Source organism: Pantoea sp. GW821-FHT03E06 (genome assembly GCF_059420725.1).
In genome coordinates this window covers 3,400,751-3,420,753 of the sequence record NZ_JBWKUG010000001.1, presented here as the reverse complement: position 1 = coordinate 3,420,753, position 20,003 = coordinate 3,400,751, and the positions used below count along the sequence as shown (strand labels likewise).

At 58.4% G+C, this 20,003-nt stretch carries 3 protein-coding genes; all 3 read left to right on the top strand.

The features are described from left to right. Nucleotides 1–177: 177 nt before the first annotated feature. The 3 genes from speA to AC07WB_RS15810 all read left to right on the top strand — a co-directional run bounded on the left by speA (nt 178) and on the right by AC07WB_RS15810 (nt 19,948). Nucleotides 178–2,157: a biosynthetic arginine decarboxylase gene (gene speA, locus AC07WB_RS15820; RefSeq protein ID WP_097096105.1), complete on the top strand. Its 1,980-nt coding sequence runs from the start codon at nt 178–180 to the stop codon at nt 2,155–2,157. Nucleotides 2,158–2,869: 712 nt separating this feature from the next. After that, the gene (locus AC07WB_RS15815; RefSeq protein WP_345828366.1) at nt 2,870–3,559 is read left to right on the top strand and encodes an EAL domain-containing protein; all 690 of its coding nucleotides are present in this window, start codon (nt 2,870–2,872) and stop codon (nt 3,557–3,559) included. A gap of 315 nt (nt 3,560–3,874) precedes the next feature. Next, entirely contained in the window at nt 3,875–19,948 is a 16,074-nt protein-coding gene (locus AC07WB_RS15810) for an Ig-like domain-containing protein (RefSeq protein WP_494940818.1), read from the top strand. Nucleotides 19,949–20,003 lie beyond the last annotated feature (55 nt).

Genomic DNA, 20,003 nt, shown 5'->3' with positions numbered 1-20,003 from the left:
CCGTGGACGTCTCAGGCTATTTTGCCCCGACTCCGGCGCGGTGTTTTACACTTACAGTCAGCATTGCACGTTGCAACCTTACAGAGGCAGCAAGCAGGATGAGGCAATTTTTACCCGGCGTCACCATGACAAAACTCGGTAACAAATTCATATTTCAACGGAAAATTGAGGTCCGCGATGTCTGACGACATGAAGAATATCAAGGGTTCGTCAGCTGGCGAACAAGGTTCACTCCGCTCCATGCAGGAGGTGGCAATGAACGATCAGGAAGCAAGCAGAATGCTGCGTACCTACAACATTGCCTGGTGGGGAAATAACTATTACGACGTCAACGAGCTCGGGCACATCAGCGTGTGCCCCGATCCGGATCGGCCGGAAGTGCGCGTTGACCTGGCGAAACTGGTTAAAGAGCGCGAGGCCGACGGACAACGTCTGCCTGCGCTGTTCTGCTTTCCGCAGATCCTCCAGCATCGCCTGCGTTCGATTAACGCCGCTTTTAAACGTGCGCGTGAATCCTACGGCTACAAAGGTGACTACTTCCTGGTTTACCCCATCAAGGTTAACCAGCATAAGCGCGTGATTGAATCGCTGGTCAACTCTGGTGAACCTTTGGGCTTAGAAGCCGGTTCGAAAGCCGAACTGATGGCGGTGCTGGCACATGCGGGTAAAACCCGCTCGGTGATCGTCTGTAACGGCTACAAAGACCGCGAATACATTCGTCTGGCACTGATTGGTGAAAAGCTTGGGCATAAAGTCTATCTGGTGATCGAGAAGATGACCGAAGTGCGCCTGGTGCTGGAAGAAGCCGAGCGCTTGAGCGTGATACCGCGTCTCGGTATTCGTGCGCGTTTGGCTTCGCAGGGCTCGGGAAAATGGCAGTCGAGCGGCGGCGAGAAATCCAAATTTGGTCTGGCGGCATCGCAGGTGCTGCAGCTGGTGGACATCATGCGCAAGGCCGGCCGTCTCGACAGCCTGCAGCTGCTGCACTTCCATCTCGGCTCTCAGATGTCGAATATTCGCGACATCGCCACGGGCGTGCGTGAGTCGGCGCGTTTCTATGTTGAGCTGGCGAAGCTGGGCGTTAACATCAAATGTTTTGATGTGGGCGGCGGTTTGGGCGTGGACTATGAAGGTACGCGTTCGCAGTCCGATTGTTCGGTTAACTACGGTCTGAATGAATACGCCAACAACGTTATTTGGGCGATTGGTGATGCCTGCGAAGAGAACGGACTGGAACATCCAACGGTGATCACCGAATCTGGCCGTGCGGTAACGGCGCACCATACGGTGCTGGTATCCAACATTATTGGTGTGGAACGCAACGAATTCAGCACGCCGGTGGCGCCGGATGTGGATTCTCCGCGTCCGATTCAGAGCCTGTGGGATACGTGGCAGGAGATGCACGAACCTGATGTCCGCCGCTCGCTACGCGAATGGCTGCATGATAGCCAGATGGATCTGTTCGATATTCACACCGGCTACTCGTCAGGTACCTACGATCTTGGCCAGCGCGCCTGGGCTGAGCAGCTTTATTTGAGCATCTGCCACTATATTCAGCAGCATCTGGATCCGAGCAACCGCGCGCACCGCCCGATTATCGATGAGCTGCAGGAGCGGATGGCGGATAAGATTTACGTCAACTTCTCGCTGTTCCAGTCGATGCCGGATGCATGGGGCATCGATCAGCTGTTCCCGGTGCTGCCGCTGGAAGGGCTGAACAAAATGCCTAAGCGTCGCGCGGTGTTACTGGATATCACCTGTGACTCCGATGGCACCATCGATCACTACGTCGATGGCGATGGTATTGCTACCACCATGCCGATGCCGGAGTACGACATCGATAATCCGCCGATGCTTGGCTTCTTTATGGTGGGCGCGTATCAGGAAATCCTCGGTAATATGCACAACTTGTTCGGTGATACTGAAGCGGTTGACGTATTTGCTTTCCCGGATGGCAGCGTAGAAGTGCAGCTTTCCGATGAGGGCGATACCGTGGCGGATATGCTGGAGTATGTGCAGCTGAATCCTAACGATCTGATGACGCTGTTCCGCGATCAGGTAACCCAGCAGACCGATATTGATGAAGAGTTACGCGCACAGTTCCTTTCCGAATTTGAAAGTGGATTGTACGGCTATACCTATCTTGAAGACGAGTAAGTCATCGTGACTCAGCCGAGCTTCGTAAGAAGCTCGGTTCTTTTCTGGCAATATCCTCACTTCACAGCTTCTTTTTTATTAATTTGTGAAGGCTATCACCCTTCAATACTTTGTAACGTCCTGCCCACTTATCTGCATTAATAGCGTTCTCGCTATCTCATTCTTTTTGCTAATAAAGCGAATCGTCTTGTTCATTCCTTGCAGCAATATCTTTTCATTAGCCGCTGATTTGTCAGCCATTGAACAGGTAATCTGTTATGAAACAAGCTTCATGTATAATGAAAATTTAAACATTAAGAGTTGAATAGTCACTTTGGGTAACTTTGTTTTCTGGTATCTTTTGGAATCATGGATTCTGAATGTCATTTAACGCATTTTAAGTCAAAAATAAAAATCAATAGATATTGCTTTAATTTTTATTATTAAAATTCAATTAGGTACTATTTTTCTGGCCTGTCAAGGTGAGCGATAACTTAAATTTTTCTAGGAATTATCTGATCATTATGTGAAATTTAAAGAAATTTACCTGCGTTATTGATTGGTTTAAACGATTAAAGGTGCCAGCAGTGTTTACTGAAAACTATTTCTCAAAGTGTTAGTTGTACGTTAACCTTCAGTTAAGGTATTAAGTTTTATCAATGTTTTCCTTACTTATTACATGAGTAATCCTGACAGTTTAGTGCTATCAGGCTGTTGCAGTAAGGAGCATGAAATGAGCAATCCACCGAAGAATCTCTTCATATTGGAGCCGGTGTACGATTTATCCGGTCAGGTGATTGCCCAAGAGTTATTAACGCGTTTTATCGATGACGCAGAGATCAATAATAAGCGTAACCCCAAAAGGGATGCAGGTTTCTTCAGTCAGCTTTCTGCTGACGTTAAATGGCAGTTATTCCTCCACCAGATCGAAAAACTTATTCAGCTATACCAGAAAGGGTTTGATCAGATTGTCAGTGTCAATGTTGATCGCGATATCGTAGCCAGCATTTTTAAAGATGATGAAATACAAGCAAAACTGGCTCAACTGACGCAACTGCGTCTGGAAATATCAACATTTTTCACCGCGCGTTTTAATAGTGCCGATCTGCTCATTTTAAAAGGTGTTGCGAAAGTGACACCCGCCCCTTTATGGCTCGATGACTTTGGTCCGGGTTATTCCAACCTGAACATGCTCGATAGCGGAATATTTGAAATCGTCAAGATTGACAAAAGTTTTTTTTGGCAATTTGGCGACGGTCGCACCTTTGACATTCTGCTTGGCCATCTCAACGACTTATGCAACGGCGTGATCGTTGAGGGTGTTGAAACCCAACACCAGCTCGACCTGCTGTCGCACAAAGCGATTTTAGGCATGCAGGGCTATTTCTGGCAGAGCGTCTATCTCGATGATTTTATAGCGTAATTCTGATTGTTGTTGGATGGGTTTTATCCATTGGGAATGTGAAATATGTCTAAGTCTGGCCTCCAGGCATTTCATGTCATCTGTGCCCGGCCGGATGAAAATAAAACTATTTATCCCGTGGTGATTTTAAGAAATAAATCCAATCAGTTATCAGGATGGCGGCTAAGCAAAACTCAACGCGATTTCATCATGAGTTTGTATGAGATCGATCAAGAGAAGAAGTGAATAATCTTGATGATTATTCGCTGTAAAAGCCGGTATCTGCGGATGCCGGGTATTTTTATGGAATGAATATCTGCGCGGGATCTCGATAACATGAATAATATCTCAGTAACCCCAAAAGGTGGGACGATTGCTTCTGAGCTGAGTGGTAATCAAGTTAATTTGACCGCTCCGAGTGTGGTTCAGTTGCATCTTAATCAGTCTGATATTAAGTCTTTCACACGCAATGGTAATGATTTAGTTGTTACAACAAAGTCTGGTGAAGTGGTTGTTATTCATAATTTTTACAGCCCGAATGGCGATAGCGATCTGGTTCTGTTAGACGATCGCGGCGCGATGTGGTGGGTTGAAGATCCCGGTACAGAAGGTTTCCATTACGTCTCTATCGATAGCACTGAAGGCCTGTTAGCCGAAAACACCACTAACGACGGCACTATCGCCGCCTTTGGTATTGGTGGCGCAGCCCTGGCCGGTTTAGGTGCACTGATTGCAGGTGGCGGCGGCGGTGGCGGTGGGGGGAATTCCACGCCGGGCGACAATGAGGGTGGCAATAATGGCGGTAATAACGGCGGAAATAATGGGGGCAATAACGGCGGTAACAATGGCGGGGGCGATACTACAGCGCCAGGCGCCATTAGTGACCTGGCGATCGGTGACAACGTTGGCCCGTATCAGGGCACGATTGGCGCTGGTGCCATTACCGATGACAACACCCCAACCCTGAGTGGCACCGCCGAAGCGGGTGCGATTGTTAGCGTTTACGATGGCACCACGCTGCTCGGTACCGTTACCGTAGGGGCCGATGGCCGCTGGAGCTTTACCACACCTGCGCTGGCAGACGGCCAGCACAGCCTAACGGCAACGGTGACGGACGCTGCCGGTAACACCAGTGCCGCTACAAATCCGGTGGATTTCACCGTTGATACCGTACCACCCGCGATTACTGGCGTGAGCGTGGAGAACAATAGCGGCTCTACCGTGCTGCCCGTGACCAACGGCGGCGCAACCAACGACACCACGCCAGTGCTCAGGGGCACGGCCGAAGCGGGCAGTATTATTACCATTCGTGATGGTGATACCGTGCTTGGCAGCGTTACCGTAGCAAGCAATGGCACATGGAGCTTTACCAGTCCAGCCCTCGATCAAGGCAGCCACACGCTGAGCATCACCGCCACCGATGCGGCAGGTAATTCCAGCCCCGCCACCACCATTACCTTTACCGTTGATACCGACGCGCCCGCCGCTGCGACGGGCCTCTCTCTTGGCGATGGTTCGGGCACGATAAATAACGGCGGCACAACGGATGACAGCACGCCAACGCTCAGTGGGATAGGTGAAGCGGGTGCCACAATCAGCGTGTATGACGGGCAAACGCTGCTCGGCACGGCGGTAGTCGACGCGAATGGCGCCTGGAGCTTCACGACGCCAACATTAAGTAACGGCGCTCATAGCTTTACCGTCACCCAAACCGATGCGGCCGGTAACGTTGGCCCGGCTTCTACGGCCTATGGCGTGACCATTCAGGCGGATGCCCCTCCGGCCACCACCTCCCTGGAAATCACCGATGACTCCGGCAATACGCTGGTCCAGCTCGGCAATGGTGCCAGCACGCACGACAGCACGCCAACGCTCAGCGGTCTGGCCACGGCGGGGGCACTGATTACCCTGTATAACGGCAGCACGGTGCTGGGAAGCGTCGTTGCGGATAGCGATGGACAGTGGACATTCACACCCGCCGCGCTCGCGGATGGCTCTTATGCATTCCACGCCTCAGTGGAAGACACCTCTGGCAATGTCACCCAAACGCCAATTATCACCATCACCATTGATACCGTCGCCCCGGCCGCGGCCGGTGATTTACAACTGAGTGACAACGCAGGCAGCACGGCAGAGCCTATCGCTTCTGGCGGTGCGACCAATACGACTACGCCGGTGCTGAGCGGGACGGCTGAACCCGGCAGCACTGTCACCGTGCGCGATGGCGACACCGTGCTGGGCAGTGCCACCGTGGGCAGCAATGGCACGTGGAGTTTCACTTCACCCGTGCTCTCTGAAGGTGACCACAGTCTCACTACCACCGTCACCGATCCTGCGGGTAACGTGGGGCCGGCATCCGATCCGATCAACTTCAGCGTGGATACCCAGCCACCAGCGGCAGCCAGCAATGTGGTGGTAAGCGATGATGTCGGTGCTTCCACCGGCCCGCTGACCGCTGGCGCGACCACCGATGACAGCACGCCAACCTTAACCGGTAATGGCGAGGCGAACGCGATCGTTAAAATTTATGATGGCAGCACGCTGTTGGGCAGCGTTGCGGTGGGCAGCGACGGTAGCTGGAGCTTTACCACACCCGCGCTGAATAATGGCCCGCATACATTAAGCGTGACGGTGACCGATGCGGCAGGCAACGTCAGCCAGGCGACGACCGGATTTGGTTTCACCGTGGATGCTGGCGTGCCGCCCACCAACAGTACGCTTGAGATCACCGACGATAGCGGTAATACCTTGAAAGTCCTGTCCGAGGGCGCCAGTACGCACGATACCACGCCAATCCTCAGCGGATTGGCCTCGGCAGGGGCGGTTGTCACACTGTACAACGGCACGGAAGTGCTGGGCAGCACCACGGCTGGAGCCGATGGGCAGTGGAGCTTCACGCCAGCCGCGCTGATCGACGGCACGTATGCCTTCCACGCAACGGCGACCGATACCGCCGGTAATGTAACCGATTCTGCTACTCTCACCATCATCATCGATACCGTGGCACCGTCCGCGACAGGCGATCTGCAACTGACCGCTAACAGCGGCAGCGTGGTGACACCGATTGAGTCAGGCAGCACCACCAACGACAACACGCCAATATTGCGTGGTACCGCGGAGCCGGGCAGCATCGTCACTGTCCTCGACGGCACGACGGTGCTGGGAAGCGCGACGGTAGGCAGCAACGGCAGCTGGAGCTTTACCTCGCCAACGCTGAGTGAGGGCAATCATAGCCTGACCACCACGGTCACCGATGCCGCCGGTAACACGGGCCCAGCTTCAACGCCGATTACACTCACTGTTGATACCACCCCGCCGGCGCAGGTGGGCGACCTGGTGATTGCGGATAACGTCGGCGCAATCCAGGGGCCCTTAACCTCCGGTGATATCACCGATGACCGTACCCCGACCCTCAGCGGCACCGGTGAGCCGAATGCCACTATCAGCATTTACGATGGCACGACGCTGCTGGGCATTACCAGCGTGGGCGCAGATGGCAGCTGGAGTTTTACCACGCCAACGCTGAGTAATGGCAGCCACACGTTCACCGTCACGGCCACCGATACCGCAGGCAACGTTGGTCCGGCCACGCCACCGGTAATCGTGACCGTGAACGCGGATATTCCACCCGCGAGCGCGTCACTGGAAGTTACTGATGAGAATGGCAACACCGTTGCACAGCTTACTGACGGTGCCAGCACCAATAACGACAGCCCGGTTCTCAGCGGTTTGGCGGGCGCGGGCAACATTATCACCTTGTATGACGGTAATACGCTGCTTGGTAGCACCACGGCCGACAGTAATGGTCAGTGGATTTTCTACACCCAAAACCTGTCCAATGGCGCGCACGCGCTGCACGGCACGATTACAGATGCGAACGGCAACGTCACCGATACGGCGACCATCAACATTACCGTTGATACCCTCGCACCGGATGCGGCGAGCGGTGTTGAACTGACCAATGACACCGGCAGCATCACGCAGCCGATTATCTCCGGCAGCGCCACCAATGACGCCACGCCAGTGCTAAGCGGTACGGCGGAAGCAGGCAGCAAAGTGACCATCCTTGATGGCACCACCGTGCTCGGTACGGTTACCGTAGGCGGCGATGGTAACTGGAGCTTCACGACTCCAGCGTTGGGCGACGGTAATCACAGCATCACCACCACCGTGACCGATGCGGCCGGTAACGTCAGCCCCGCGAGCGCGCCGATTGCCTTCAGTGTGGATACCAGCGCGCCAGCCGCAGTAAGCGGCCTTGTCGTGACCGATAATGTCGGCAGCAGCACGGGTCCGCTGACCTCGGGCGCAACCACCGATGACAGTACGCCAACCCTTACGGGTACCGCCGAAGCGGGATCGGTGGTGCGGGTTTATGACGGCACTACGCTACTGGGCTCGACGACTGTCGGCGGCAACGGAAGCTGGAGCTTTACGCCAGAGGCGGCGCTGACCAACGGCCAGCACAGCCTGACCACCACCGTGACCGACGCGGCAGGCAATGTCAGCCCGACTTCACCGGCCTTTAGCCTTAATGTTGACGCCGGTGTTCCGGCCACCAACAGCTTGCTGATCGTGACGGATGACAGCGGCAGCACGTTGGTTGAACTGCCAAACAACGCCAGCACCCACGACACGACGCCGATTTTGAGCGGGCAGGCGGGCGCGGGTGATGTAATCACGCTATACAACGGTACGACAGTTATTGGCAGTGTGGTAGCAGGAACCGATGGTCAGTGGAACTTTACTCCAGCGGCTCTGGATGACGGCACGTACGCCTTCCACGCCACCGCCACCAATGCCACCACCGGCGTGGTAACGGATACGCCAACCATTACCATCACCATTGATACCGTGGTGCCGACGGCACCCGCTGACGTGGGGCTGACCGACGGCTCAGGCGATCCGATCCCACAAGGCGGCAGCACCAATAACAACACGCCGACCCTGACGGGAACCGGCGAAGCGGGCAGTACGGTGACCATCTCAGATGGTACCACCGTGCTTGGCACCACTACGGTGGATAGCGACGGCAACTGGAGTTACACCACGCCTGCGCTGAGCGATGGTAATCATAGCCTGACATCTACCGTTACCGATCCGGCTGGCAACACCAGCCCGGCCTCTTCACCTGTGACGGTGACGGTTGATACTCAACCGCCAGCCGCAGCAGGCAATGTCCACTTCAGTAACGAGGACGGCACGCCGATTGCGGCGGGCGGTTCCACCAATGACACAACGCCAACCTTAAGCGGCAGCGCGGAGCCGGGCAGCATCGTAACGGTCTCTGATGGCACCACCGTGTTGGGTACCGCCACCACCGGCAGCGATGGCAACTGGAGCTTTACGCCAGACAATGCGTTAAGCGAAGGACAGCACAATCTCACCACCACGGTTACCGATACGGCGGGTAACGTCGGTCCGGCTTCTTCCGTGGTGATTGTGATTGTTGATACCACACCACCGGCTGCGGCTACCGATCTGCAGCTCGCGAACGATAGCAGTGGTACGCCGGTGCCCGTGGCCGAGAACGGTGCCACCAACGATGTGACCCCCGTGTTGAGCGGTCGCGCGGAGCCGGGCAGTACCGTCACCGTTTCTGATGGCACGACCGTGCTCGGCACCGCCACCGTCGGCAATGATGGCAGCTGGAGCTTTACCTCCCCGACACTTGGCGATGGCCCGCATAGCCTGACCACCACCGTGACCGATTCTGCCGGTAACGTTGGCGCGCCAAGTGCGCCATTGACCTTTACCATCGATACCACCGCACCTGCCGCACCCGGTGGTGTGCAGCTCAGTAACGATACCAGCGGCACGCCAGTACCGATTAGCTCCGGCGCGGCGACCAATGATCCTACGCCGGTGCTGAGCGGAACCGCCGCAGCAGGCAGTACGATTACGGTCTCTGATGGCGGCACCGTGCTGGGCAGCGTTACCGTGGGCAGCGGCGGGGAATGGAGCTTTACCACCCCAGCGCTGAACGAGGGCAACCATAGCCTGACCGCGACGGTGACCAGCCCGGCAGGCAACACCAGCGCCCCATCGGCACCGATTTTGGTTACCGTGGATATCACGCCGCCAGCAGCGGCAACCGATTTGCAATTGAGCAACAACGAAGGTGGCACATCCGTGCCGATTGCGGCAGGTGGCACCACTAACGACACCACACCAGCGTTGAGCGGTACGGCGGAAGCGGGCAGCACCGTGACGGTGCTGGATGGATCCACCGTGCTGGGTACCGCCACCGTCGGCAGTGACGGAAGCTGGAGCTTTACTCCGACGACGCCGCTCACCGCTGGCGAACATACGCTTACCACGACGGTGACCGATGCGGCAGGCAACGTGGGCGCAGCGTCCTCGCCTATCACCGTAAACATTGACACCACTCAGCCGCCTGCGGCAGAAAACGTGGTGCTCAATAATGACGATGGCAGCACGCCGGTGCCGATTGCCTCCGGCGGTGCGACCAACGACACCACACCGGCGATCAGCGGTACGGCAACCGAAGGCAGCATTGTCACCATACGTGATGGCAACACGGTGCTGGGCAGCGTCACCGTCGGCAGCGATGGAAGCTGGAGCTTCACCACACCAACGCTGAGCGAGGGCGCACACAGCCTGACCACCACGGTGACCAGCTCGTCCGGTAACGTTAGCGAACCATCAACGCCGATTGCCTTTACCGTCGACACGCAGGCACCGGCAACGTCAAGTGAACTGCAACTCAGCAACGATGGCGGTACGGCGATTGCAGCAGGTGGGGTCACCAACGACAGCACGCCAGTGCTAACGGGCACCGCAGAAGCCGGCAGTATCGTCACGGTACGTGATGGCAATGCCGTATTGGGCACGGCTAACGTTGATAGCGAGGGCAACTGGACCTTCACGCCCGCGACGCCGCTGGGCGAGGGCAGCCACAGTCTCACCACCACGGTAACCGATGCGGCAGGTAACAGCAGCGGGGCTTCCACGCCAATTGTCTTCACCGTGGATACCACGCCACCCGCCGCGGCCACCGATCTGCAACTCAGCAATGACAACAGCGGCACGGCGGTGCCAATTGATACCGGCGGCCGTACCAACGACACCACGCCAGTGCTGAGTGGTAATGCCGAAGCGGGCAGCATCGTCACGGTGCTTGATGGCACCACGGTGCTGGGCAGTACAACCGTAGGGACCGATGGTCAATGGAGCTTTACGCCTGCAACGCCGCTGGACACAGGTTTGCACAGTTTCACCACCACGGTAACCGATGCGGCCGGTAACGTCGGTCCGGCATCGGCGGCCATCGCGGTGACCATCGATACCACGCCACCGCCTGCTGCGGCTGACGTTGTGCTCAATAACGATCAGGGCACGACGCCAACACCCATCGCCTCCGGTGGTGCAACCAATGACACCACTCCGGTGTTGAGTGGTTCTGCGGAAACCAACAGCATCGTCACCGTGCGCGATGGCAACACGGTATTGGGCTCGGTTATTGTTGGTAGCGATGGCACATGGAGCTTCACCACCCCGGCCCTGAGCCAGGGCCAGCACAGCCTGACGGCGACGGTGACCGATGACGCAGGCAACATCAGCACGCCTTCCCCAGCCATCACCTTTACCGTGGATACCGAAGCGCCGTCTGCGGCCATTGATCTGCAGCTGAGCAATGATTCAGGTGAAACGGCGATACCGATTGCCGCAGGCGGCGCGACCAATGACACCACGCCACTGTTGAGCGGCAGCGCCGAAGCGGGCAGTACGGTCATTATTTCTGATGGTAGCAACGTACTGGGCTCCGTAGTGGTTGGCGACGACGGCAACTGGAGCTTCACCTCGCCCACCCTCGGTGAGGGTCCACATAGCCTGACCACCACCGTGACCGATGCGGCGGGTAACGTTAGCGCACCATCCGCCGCACTGGAATTTAACATCGATCTTACGCCACCGGCGGCACCGAACGACATTGCGCTGAGTAATAACAATGGCAGCTCGCCCGTCGCCATTGATGGAGGCAGCAGCACCAACGACGCCACACCGCTTATCACGGGAACGGCTGAAGCCGGTAGCACGGTAACCGTGCTGGATGGCGGCACCGTGCTGGGCACCGCGATTGTCGGCAGCGATGGTAACTGGAGCTTCACTTCGCCGCTGCTGGGCGAAGGCGGCCACAGCCTGACGGCGACGGTGACCGATCCTGCAGGCAACGTGGGCCCAGCCTCTGCACCGGTTACGTTTAGCGTTGATACCGTTGCACCGGCTGTGGCGACTGACCTCGTGCTGAACAATGATAATGGCAGCACGCCGGTACCGATTGCCAACGACGGCACGACCAACGACAGCACGCCAGTGTTGAGCGGTGTGGCAGAAGCGAACAGCATTGTCATCGTCTCTGACGGCACCACCGTGTTAGGAAGCGCCATCGCCAATGCACAGGGCGACTGGAGCTTCTCACCGACGCTGACCGATGGCACACATAATCTGAGTGTCACCGTGCGCGATGCCGCAGGTAACACCAGCGCACCGAGCGCCACCGTGACGGTGACGGTGGATACCGTTGCGCCGCCGGCCGCAACTGAGCTGACGCTGACCAATGATGTAGGCGGTGCGGCCATCGCCGTTCCAAACGGCGGTCTGACTAACGACAACACGCCAGTGCTAAGCGGTGCGGGGCAAGAAGGCAGCATCATTACCGTCTCCGATCAGAATGGCGTGCTGGGATCGGTCGCCGTCGGCGCTGGCGGTACATGGAGCTTCACCCCGCCTGTGGCGCTGGCTGATGGCTCTCACACGCTGAGCGTGACGGCAAGCGATGCCGCTGGCAACGTCAGCGCACCGACCACCATTAACGTGGTAGTGGACGCCACGCCGCCGGCCGCCGCCGCAGAGATTATCGTCAGCAATGATGATGGCGCCTCACCGGTTGCTATTGCTAATGGCAGTATCACCAATGACAACACGCCATTCCTTACCGGCACGGCAGAAGCGGGCAGCACGGTAATTATTCGTGATGGTGACGCGATTCTTGGCAGCGCTTCGGTGGGCAGTAACGGCCAGTGGAGCTTCGCCTCACCGGTGCTGGGTGACGGTCCACATAGCCTGACCACCACGGTGGTTGATGCCGCTGGTAACGTGAGCCCGGCCTCAACGGCAATCGACTTCAACGTCGATACCTCGGTGCCTGCCGCCGCAACGCTGGAAGTCAGAAACGATGATGGTTCGACGCCAGTGCTGGTACCGAATGGCACCAGCACCAATGACAACACGCCGCTGCTGAGTGGCAACGCCGAAGCGGGTAGCGTAGTGACCATTTACGATGGCAATGTGGTGATAGGTTCAACCACCGCGATTGCCGATGGCACATGGAGTTTCAACTCCCCGACCCTGACCGATGGTTCGCATACGTTGACCGCAACGGTTACCGATGAGGTGGGTAACGTCAGTGCTCCGTCGGCCAGCTTTACCGTGCTGGTGGATGCCACGGCTCCGCAGCCGGCGGAAGGTCTGCTGCTGCAGAACAATAACGGCGGCACGCCAGTCACCATTGCTGACGGCGGCATTACCAACGACAGCACGCCGGCGATCAGCGGTACGGCGGAAGCCAATGCCATCGTCAGAGTCTACGACGGCACCACGCTGGTGGGGTCGGCGGTGGCAGGCAGCGACGGCGCATGGAGCATCACCACCACGGCGCTGGCCGATGCGACTCATACGCTGAACGTCACCGTGACGGATGCAGCCGGTAACGTCAGTTCCAATGCTGCGGTATCGCTAACGGTGGATACCTCAATACCAGCAGCGGTACTGAGCTTTGCTGTCTATAACGACGCCAGCACCACACCGGTACAGGTAGCGGATAATGGGAATACCAACGACAACACGCCAGTCATTAGCGGGACCGGTGTGGCGGGTACAACCATCAATATCTACGACGGCGATAACCTGCTCGGCACCACCACGGTGGGCGATAACGGAGTCTGGCGCTTCGTAACCGCAGAGCTGGGCGAGGGGCAGCATAGTTTCACCGTCTCGGTGACCAACGCAGCGGGTACCACCGGTGCGGAAGCGATACCGATTACGATTAATATCGATACCGTGCCACCGGTGGCGGTCACCGATTTGGTGATCACCGATAATGTCGGCACCAGCACCGGTGAACTTACGCAAGGCCAGACTACCGATGACAACACACCAACGCTAAGCGGCTCAGCCGAGAGCGGAAGTGTGGTCTCCATCTACGATGGCACCACGCTGTTAGGCAGTGTGACGGCCGTTAACGGCGCGTGGAGCTTCACCACCGCCGCGCTGAGCAATGGTAGCCATAGCTTCACCGTAACGGTGAAAGATGAAGCTGGCAACGTGGGCCCGGCATCGCCGGACTTCACCATCATCATCGAAGCCGGTTTACCACCGGCCACCACCACGCTGGAAATTACGGATAACAGCGGCAGCACGCTGGTCGAGCTGACAAATGGCGCTTACACCAAAGACAGCACGCCAGCACTGAGCGGACTGACTGAACCAGGCAATATTGTCAGGATTTTCGATGGTGAAACCGAGCTGGGTAGCGTCACCGCCGATGCCAATGGGCAGTGGAGCTACACGCCTGCGGCATTGACGGAAGGGGCTCATACTATCTCCGTGCTGGTGACAGATGCCACCGGCAACAACGGTGTCCAGTCAGATCCGATTACCATCAACGTTGACATCACGGCGCCCGTGGCGGTGACCAACCTTGAGGCCGCCAATAACAACGGCAGCACGCCGGTGCCGATTGCCAACAACGGCATCACCAACGACAGCACACCGCAGCTCACCGGTACGACGGAAGCGAACGGTATTGTCACCGTTTACGATGGCAACACCGTTATCGGATCGACCACGGCGAATGGCAGCGGGGAGTGGAGCTTTACTTCTCCAACCCTTAATCAGGGTAACCATGCGCTGAGCGTAACGGTGACCGATGCCGCAGGTAACGTCGGACCTCGCTCTGATGTGGTGGATCTCACCGTGGATACCGTGGCACCTAACGCCTCAACGCTGGTGGTCACCAATGATGTGACCAGCACGACGGTGCCGAACGGCGGTGCTACCAACGACAACACGCCAACCCTGAGCGGTACGGCGGAAGTCGGCAGTGTGATCACCGTGTATGACGGTACGACGGTGCTGGGTTCGGTGGCTGCCGGAACGGGCGGCGCGTGGACCTTCACCACCGCCGAGCTGGGTGAGGGTAGCCATTCATTCAGCGTGCGTGTCACCGATGCCGCGGGTAATACCAGCGTGGCATCAAGCACTGCTACGGTGGTGGTCGATACGGTGGCACCAGCGGGCATCGACGACCTTATCGCGGTGAACAACAACGGCAGCTCGCCGGTGCAGATTGCCGCAGGCGGCACCACCAACGACAGCACGCCAAACTTGAGCGGTACGGCGGAAGCGGGCAGCATCGTTAAAATTTTCGATGGCAGCACCCAGATTGGTTCGGTGACGGCGGGCAGCAATGGCGCGTGGAGCTTCACGTCGCCAACGCTCTCTGATGGTCTGCACACGCTGAACGTCACGGCGACCGATGCGGCAGGCAACGTTAGCCCGAACGCATCGGTCAGCCTCACCGTGATCACTGCGGCACCGACGCCCGTCAGCGATCTGGTGGTTTCTGACAACGTGGGCGCAACGCAAGGAACGCTTGTCAACGGCGCCGCTACCGATGACAACACGCCAACGCTGAGTGGCACCGCGACAGCAGGCAACGTGGTGATCATCTCAGACGGCAACACGGTGCTTGGCTCGGTAGTGGCGGGTAGCAACGGCGCATGGAGCTTTACCCCGGCAGCCCTGAGCGAAGGTGCGCATCCGTTGAGCGTCACGGTGCGTGATGCGGCGGGTAACACCAGCAGCGCCACCACCTTCACCGTCAACGTGGATACAGTGGCACCCGCTAACGCTACGCTGCAGATCACCAATGACGCGACGGGCAATACGGTGCCGAACGGCGGATCCACCAACGACAGCACGCCAACGCTAAGCGGTACGGCGGAAGCGGGCAGTAAAGTGTCCATTTATGATGGCGCTACGCTGCTGGGCACGGCGACCGCCAGCGATACGGGCACCTGGAGCTTCACCACGGCTGTACTGGGCCAGGGCGCGCACCCATTGAGCGTCACGGTGACGGATGCCGCCGGTAACGTCAGCGGCAGCACCTCGGCGACTGTCACCATCGATACCGTGGCACCGCCTGAGGTGACGGGGCTGGGCGCCGCCAACAACAACGGCAGCACGCCAATCGCAATTGCCGCGGGCGGTAGCACCAATGACAACACGCCAGCGCTGAGCGGCTCGGCGGAAGCGGGCAGTATCGTGAGAGTTTACGATGGCGGCACGCTGATCGGTTCGGTCACCGTAGGCAGCAACGGCAACTGGAGTTTCACCACGCCAACTCTGGCAGACGGCCCACACACGCTTAACGTTACGGCGACCGATGCGGCGGGCAACGTCAGTCCCAATGCTTCCTTCGCCTTGACGGTAGATACCGTGGTACCTGCGCCAGTGACGAACCTGGTGATCACCGATGATGTCGGTACCAGTCAGGGCCCGCTGGCCAACGGCGCGGTCACCGATGATGCCACGCCAACCCTGAGCGGCACGGCAGAAGCGAACGCGATTGTCACCATCTACGACGGCAGCACGGTATTGGGATCGGTTACTGCGGGCACCAACGGCGCCTGGACCTTCACCACGGCGACGCTCAGCAACGGGACCCACCCGCTGAGCGTGACGGTGAAAGATGCCGCGGGTAACACCAGTGCGGCCACCACGCCGGTTTCCATCACCGTGGATACCGTGGCGCCGACCGCCTCAACGCTGGTGATCACCAATGACGTCACCAATACCACGGTGCCGAGCGGCGGTGCCACCAACGACACCACGCCAACCCTGAGCGGCGTGGCGGAAGCGGGCAGCATCGTTAAAATTTTCGATGGCAGCACCCAGATTGGTTCGGTAACGGCGGGCAGCAATGGCGCGTGGACCTTCACCACCGCAGCACTGACGCAGGGCACGCATCCGCTGAGCGTGACGGTAACGGATGCCGCCGGCAACGTCAGCGGCACTACCTCGGCGTCGGTGATTATCGATACCACGCCGCCGGCAGCGGTTACCAACCTGGTGGCCTCGAACAACAACGGCAGCACGGCGGTGACCATCCCGAATAATGGTGCCACCAACGACAGCACGCCGCTGTTGACGGGTTCTGGTGAAATCGGTGCGAAGATCAGCGTCTACGACGGCAGCACGCTACTGGGCACCACCACGGTGGGCAGCAACGGTACCTGGAGCTTCATTGCTACCACGCTGAGCAACGGAACGCACACGCTGAACGTCACGGCAACCGATGCGGCGGGCAACGTGAGCCCGAATGCGTCAACGACGTTGACCATCGATACCGTCGCCCCTGCGCCGGTGACGAACCTGGTGATCACCGATGATGTCGGCACCAGTCAGGGCCCGTTGGCTAATGGTGCAATCACCGATGACGCCACGCCAACCCTGAGCGGCACGGCGGAAGCGAACGCGATTGTCACCATCTACGACGGCAGCACGGTGCTGGGATCGGTTACTGCGGGCACCAACGGCGCCTGGACCTTCACCACGGCGACGCTCAGCAACGGGACCCATCCGCTGAGCGTAACGGTGAGCGATGCAGCGGGTAACACCAGTGCAGCTACCACGCCGGTTTCCATCAACGTGGATACCGTGGCACCAATAGCTTCAACGCTGGTGATCACCAACGACGTCACCAACACTACGGTGCCGAGCGGCGGTGCCACCAATGACACCACGCCAACCCTGAGCGGCGTGGCGGAAGCGGGCAGCATCGTTAAAATTTTCGACGGCAGCACCCAGATTGGTTCGGTGACGGCGGGCAGCAACGGCGCGTGGACCTTCACCACCGCAGCACTGACGCAGGGCACGCATCCGCTGAGCGTGACGGTAACGGATGCCGCCGGCAACGTCAGCGGCACTACCTCGGCGTCGGTGATTATCGATACCACGCCGCCGGCAGCGGTCACCAACCTGGTGGCCTCGAACAATAACGGCAGCACGGCGGTGACCATTCCCAACAACGGCATCACCAACGACAGCACACCGCTGTTGACCGGTAGCGGCGAAGTTGGCGCGAAGATCAGCGTCTACGATGGCAGCACGCTGCTGGGCACCACCACGGTGGGCAGCAACGGCAGCTGGAGCTTCATTGCTACCACGCTGAGCAACGGTGCGCACACGCTGAACGTTACGGCAACCGATGCGGCGGGCAACGTGAGCCCGAACGTGTCGACCACGCTGACCGTCGATACCGTCGCGCCAGCGGCCAGTACGCTCACCATTGTTGACGATGCGGGCAGTACGCCTGTGACGCTGACCAATGGCGCGTACACCCGCGACACCACCCCGGTGCTGAGCGGCACCGCGGAAGTCGGCGCAGTGGTGACCATTTTCGATGGCAGCACCGCGCTCGGTTCCGTCACGGTAGGCGCAGGAGGAAGCTGGACCTTCACCACCGCCGCGCTGGCAAACGGTGCGCATCCGTTGACCACCACCGTGACGGACTCGGCGGGCAACGTCAGCACCGGTAATACAGCGGTAACGGTGAACGTTGATACCGTGCCACCTGCTGCAGTGAGCGGTCTGGCGATTGACGCGACAGGTACCACCGTAACCGGTAGCGGCGAAGTCGGCGCGACGGTCACCGTGCGTGATGCCAGCGGGGCATCGCTGGGTACTGCGACGGTGGGCGCGGGCGGTGCATGGTCGGTTAACCTGACCACAGCCCAGACCACCGGTGCTTCCCTGTCGGTTATCCAGACGGACCGTGCGGGTAACGTCTCAACGAGCACACCGCTCACCGGGGCTATTCGTATTGTGGCCACCAATGACACCAACGAGGTGGACTACAGCACCACGCAGGCGACGGTCAACAACGGTACCACCAGCGTTTCGCATGTGGCACTTGCCAACGTGGGATTGGGCAGCGTCCTCAATGCTACCGTGCTCTCCAGCGGTAATGCCTATGTGTTTAGCGTCGGCAACGACGATACGCGCAGCGTGACCCTCAACGGTTCGGTGGGCGGGATCAGTCTGATCTCAACCTACTCCATGTACCTCTATGAGCAGCAGACCAATGGCACCTGGCTGTTGATCAATACCCGATCTAATTACCTGTCAACCGGCTTGATTTCTCTGGGTACGCAAACCGGTGCCAACGTGACCTATAGCAATCTGGGCACCGGCACCTATGCCGTGGTGATTGGATCCAACGTGAGCGTCAACCTGCTGCCGACCACCACCATCAGCACGGTATCCGATTTCACCACGCTGGCGGTAACGGTGGCGGCAACGGTGACAGGTAACCTGCTGACCAACGACACCAGCTCCGTCGCCGGTACGATTCCGACGGGGACGGCGATTACCACGGTGTCCGGCAGCGTGGTGGGATCGAGCGGGAACACGGTGATCAACACCACGTACGGTACGCTGACCATCGACTCGCACGGTAACTACACCTATGTACTGAAGGCCGGTCTGGATATCGACACGCTGCCTACCGCGGACACCTTTAGCTACTCGGTAAGGGATGCCAGCGGTGCGGTGACCTCGGCAACCTTGACGGTAAACCTGCATAACGGTGCGTCAACCAGCTCGCTGGTGACCACCAACAGCCTGTTTACCGAAGCGGCAAATGACCACGATGCCAGCGGCAGCATCTACGGTTCGTCAACCGCCAGCCATAGCGGAACCTTGAGCATCACTAATGAACACGGCGATATCACCACCGTGCACAGCGTGGGCACAACGACGGTTGCGGGGGACTACGGGGTGCTGACGATTGCGGCCAACGGCAGCTATACCTACTCGCTTAATGCGGGCATGGATGGACAATCTATCACGCACAAAGAGGTGTTCAGTTATACCCTGGCGGCCAGCGATGGCACCATCACCACGCAGTCGTTCACCATCGAGCTACACCCAACCATCACAGGCACCGCCGGGGCTGACACGCTTTCTGGTGGCGCTTACGACGACACCATCACCAGTGGTGCCGGCGCCGATACGTTGGTGTATCACTTGCTGGCGAGCGCCGATGCGACCGGCGGTAACGGTCACGATACCTGGACCGACTTCAATGTTGCGCAGGGCGACAAAATTGACGTCAGCAACTTGCTAATCGGCTGGAATGATTCCACAAGTAATATTAATGATTTCGTGAAAGTGGACCATACTTCAGACGGTAATACGGTGCTCTCAATTGACCGTGATGGTAGCGGTACGGGTTACAGCGCAACGCAGCTGATTACGCTGGAAGGCGTGAACGTTTCGCTGGAGGAGTTGCTGCAACAACCGCACCAAACCCACACGGTCTAGTAACTCGGTGAAGCAGGGATGCAGTAAGGGCACAAGGATGTGCCCCTTTCTCTTT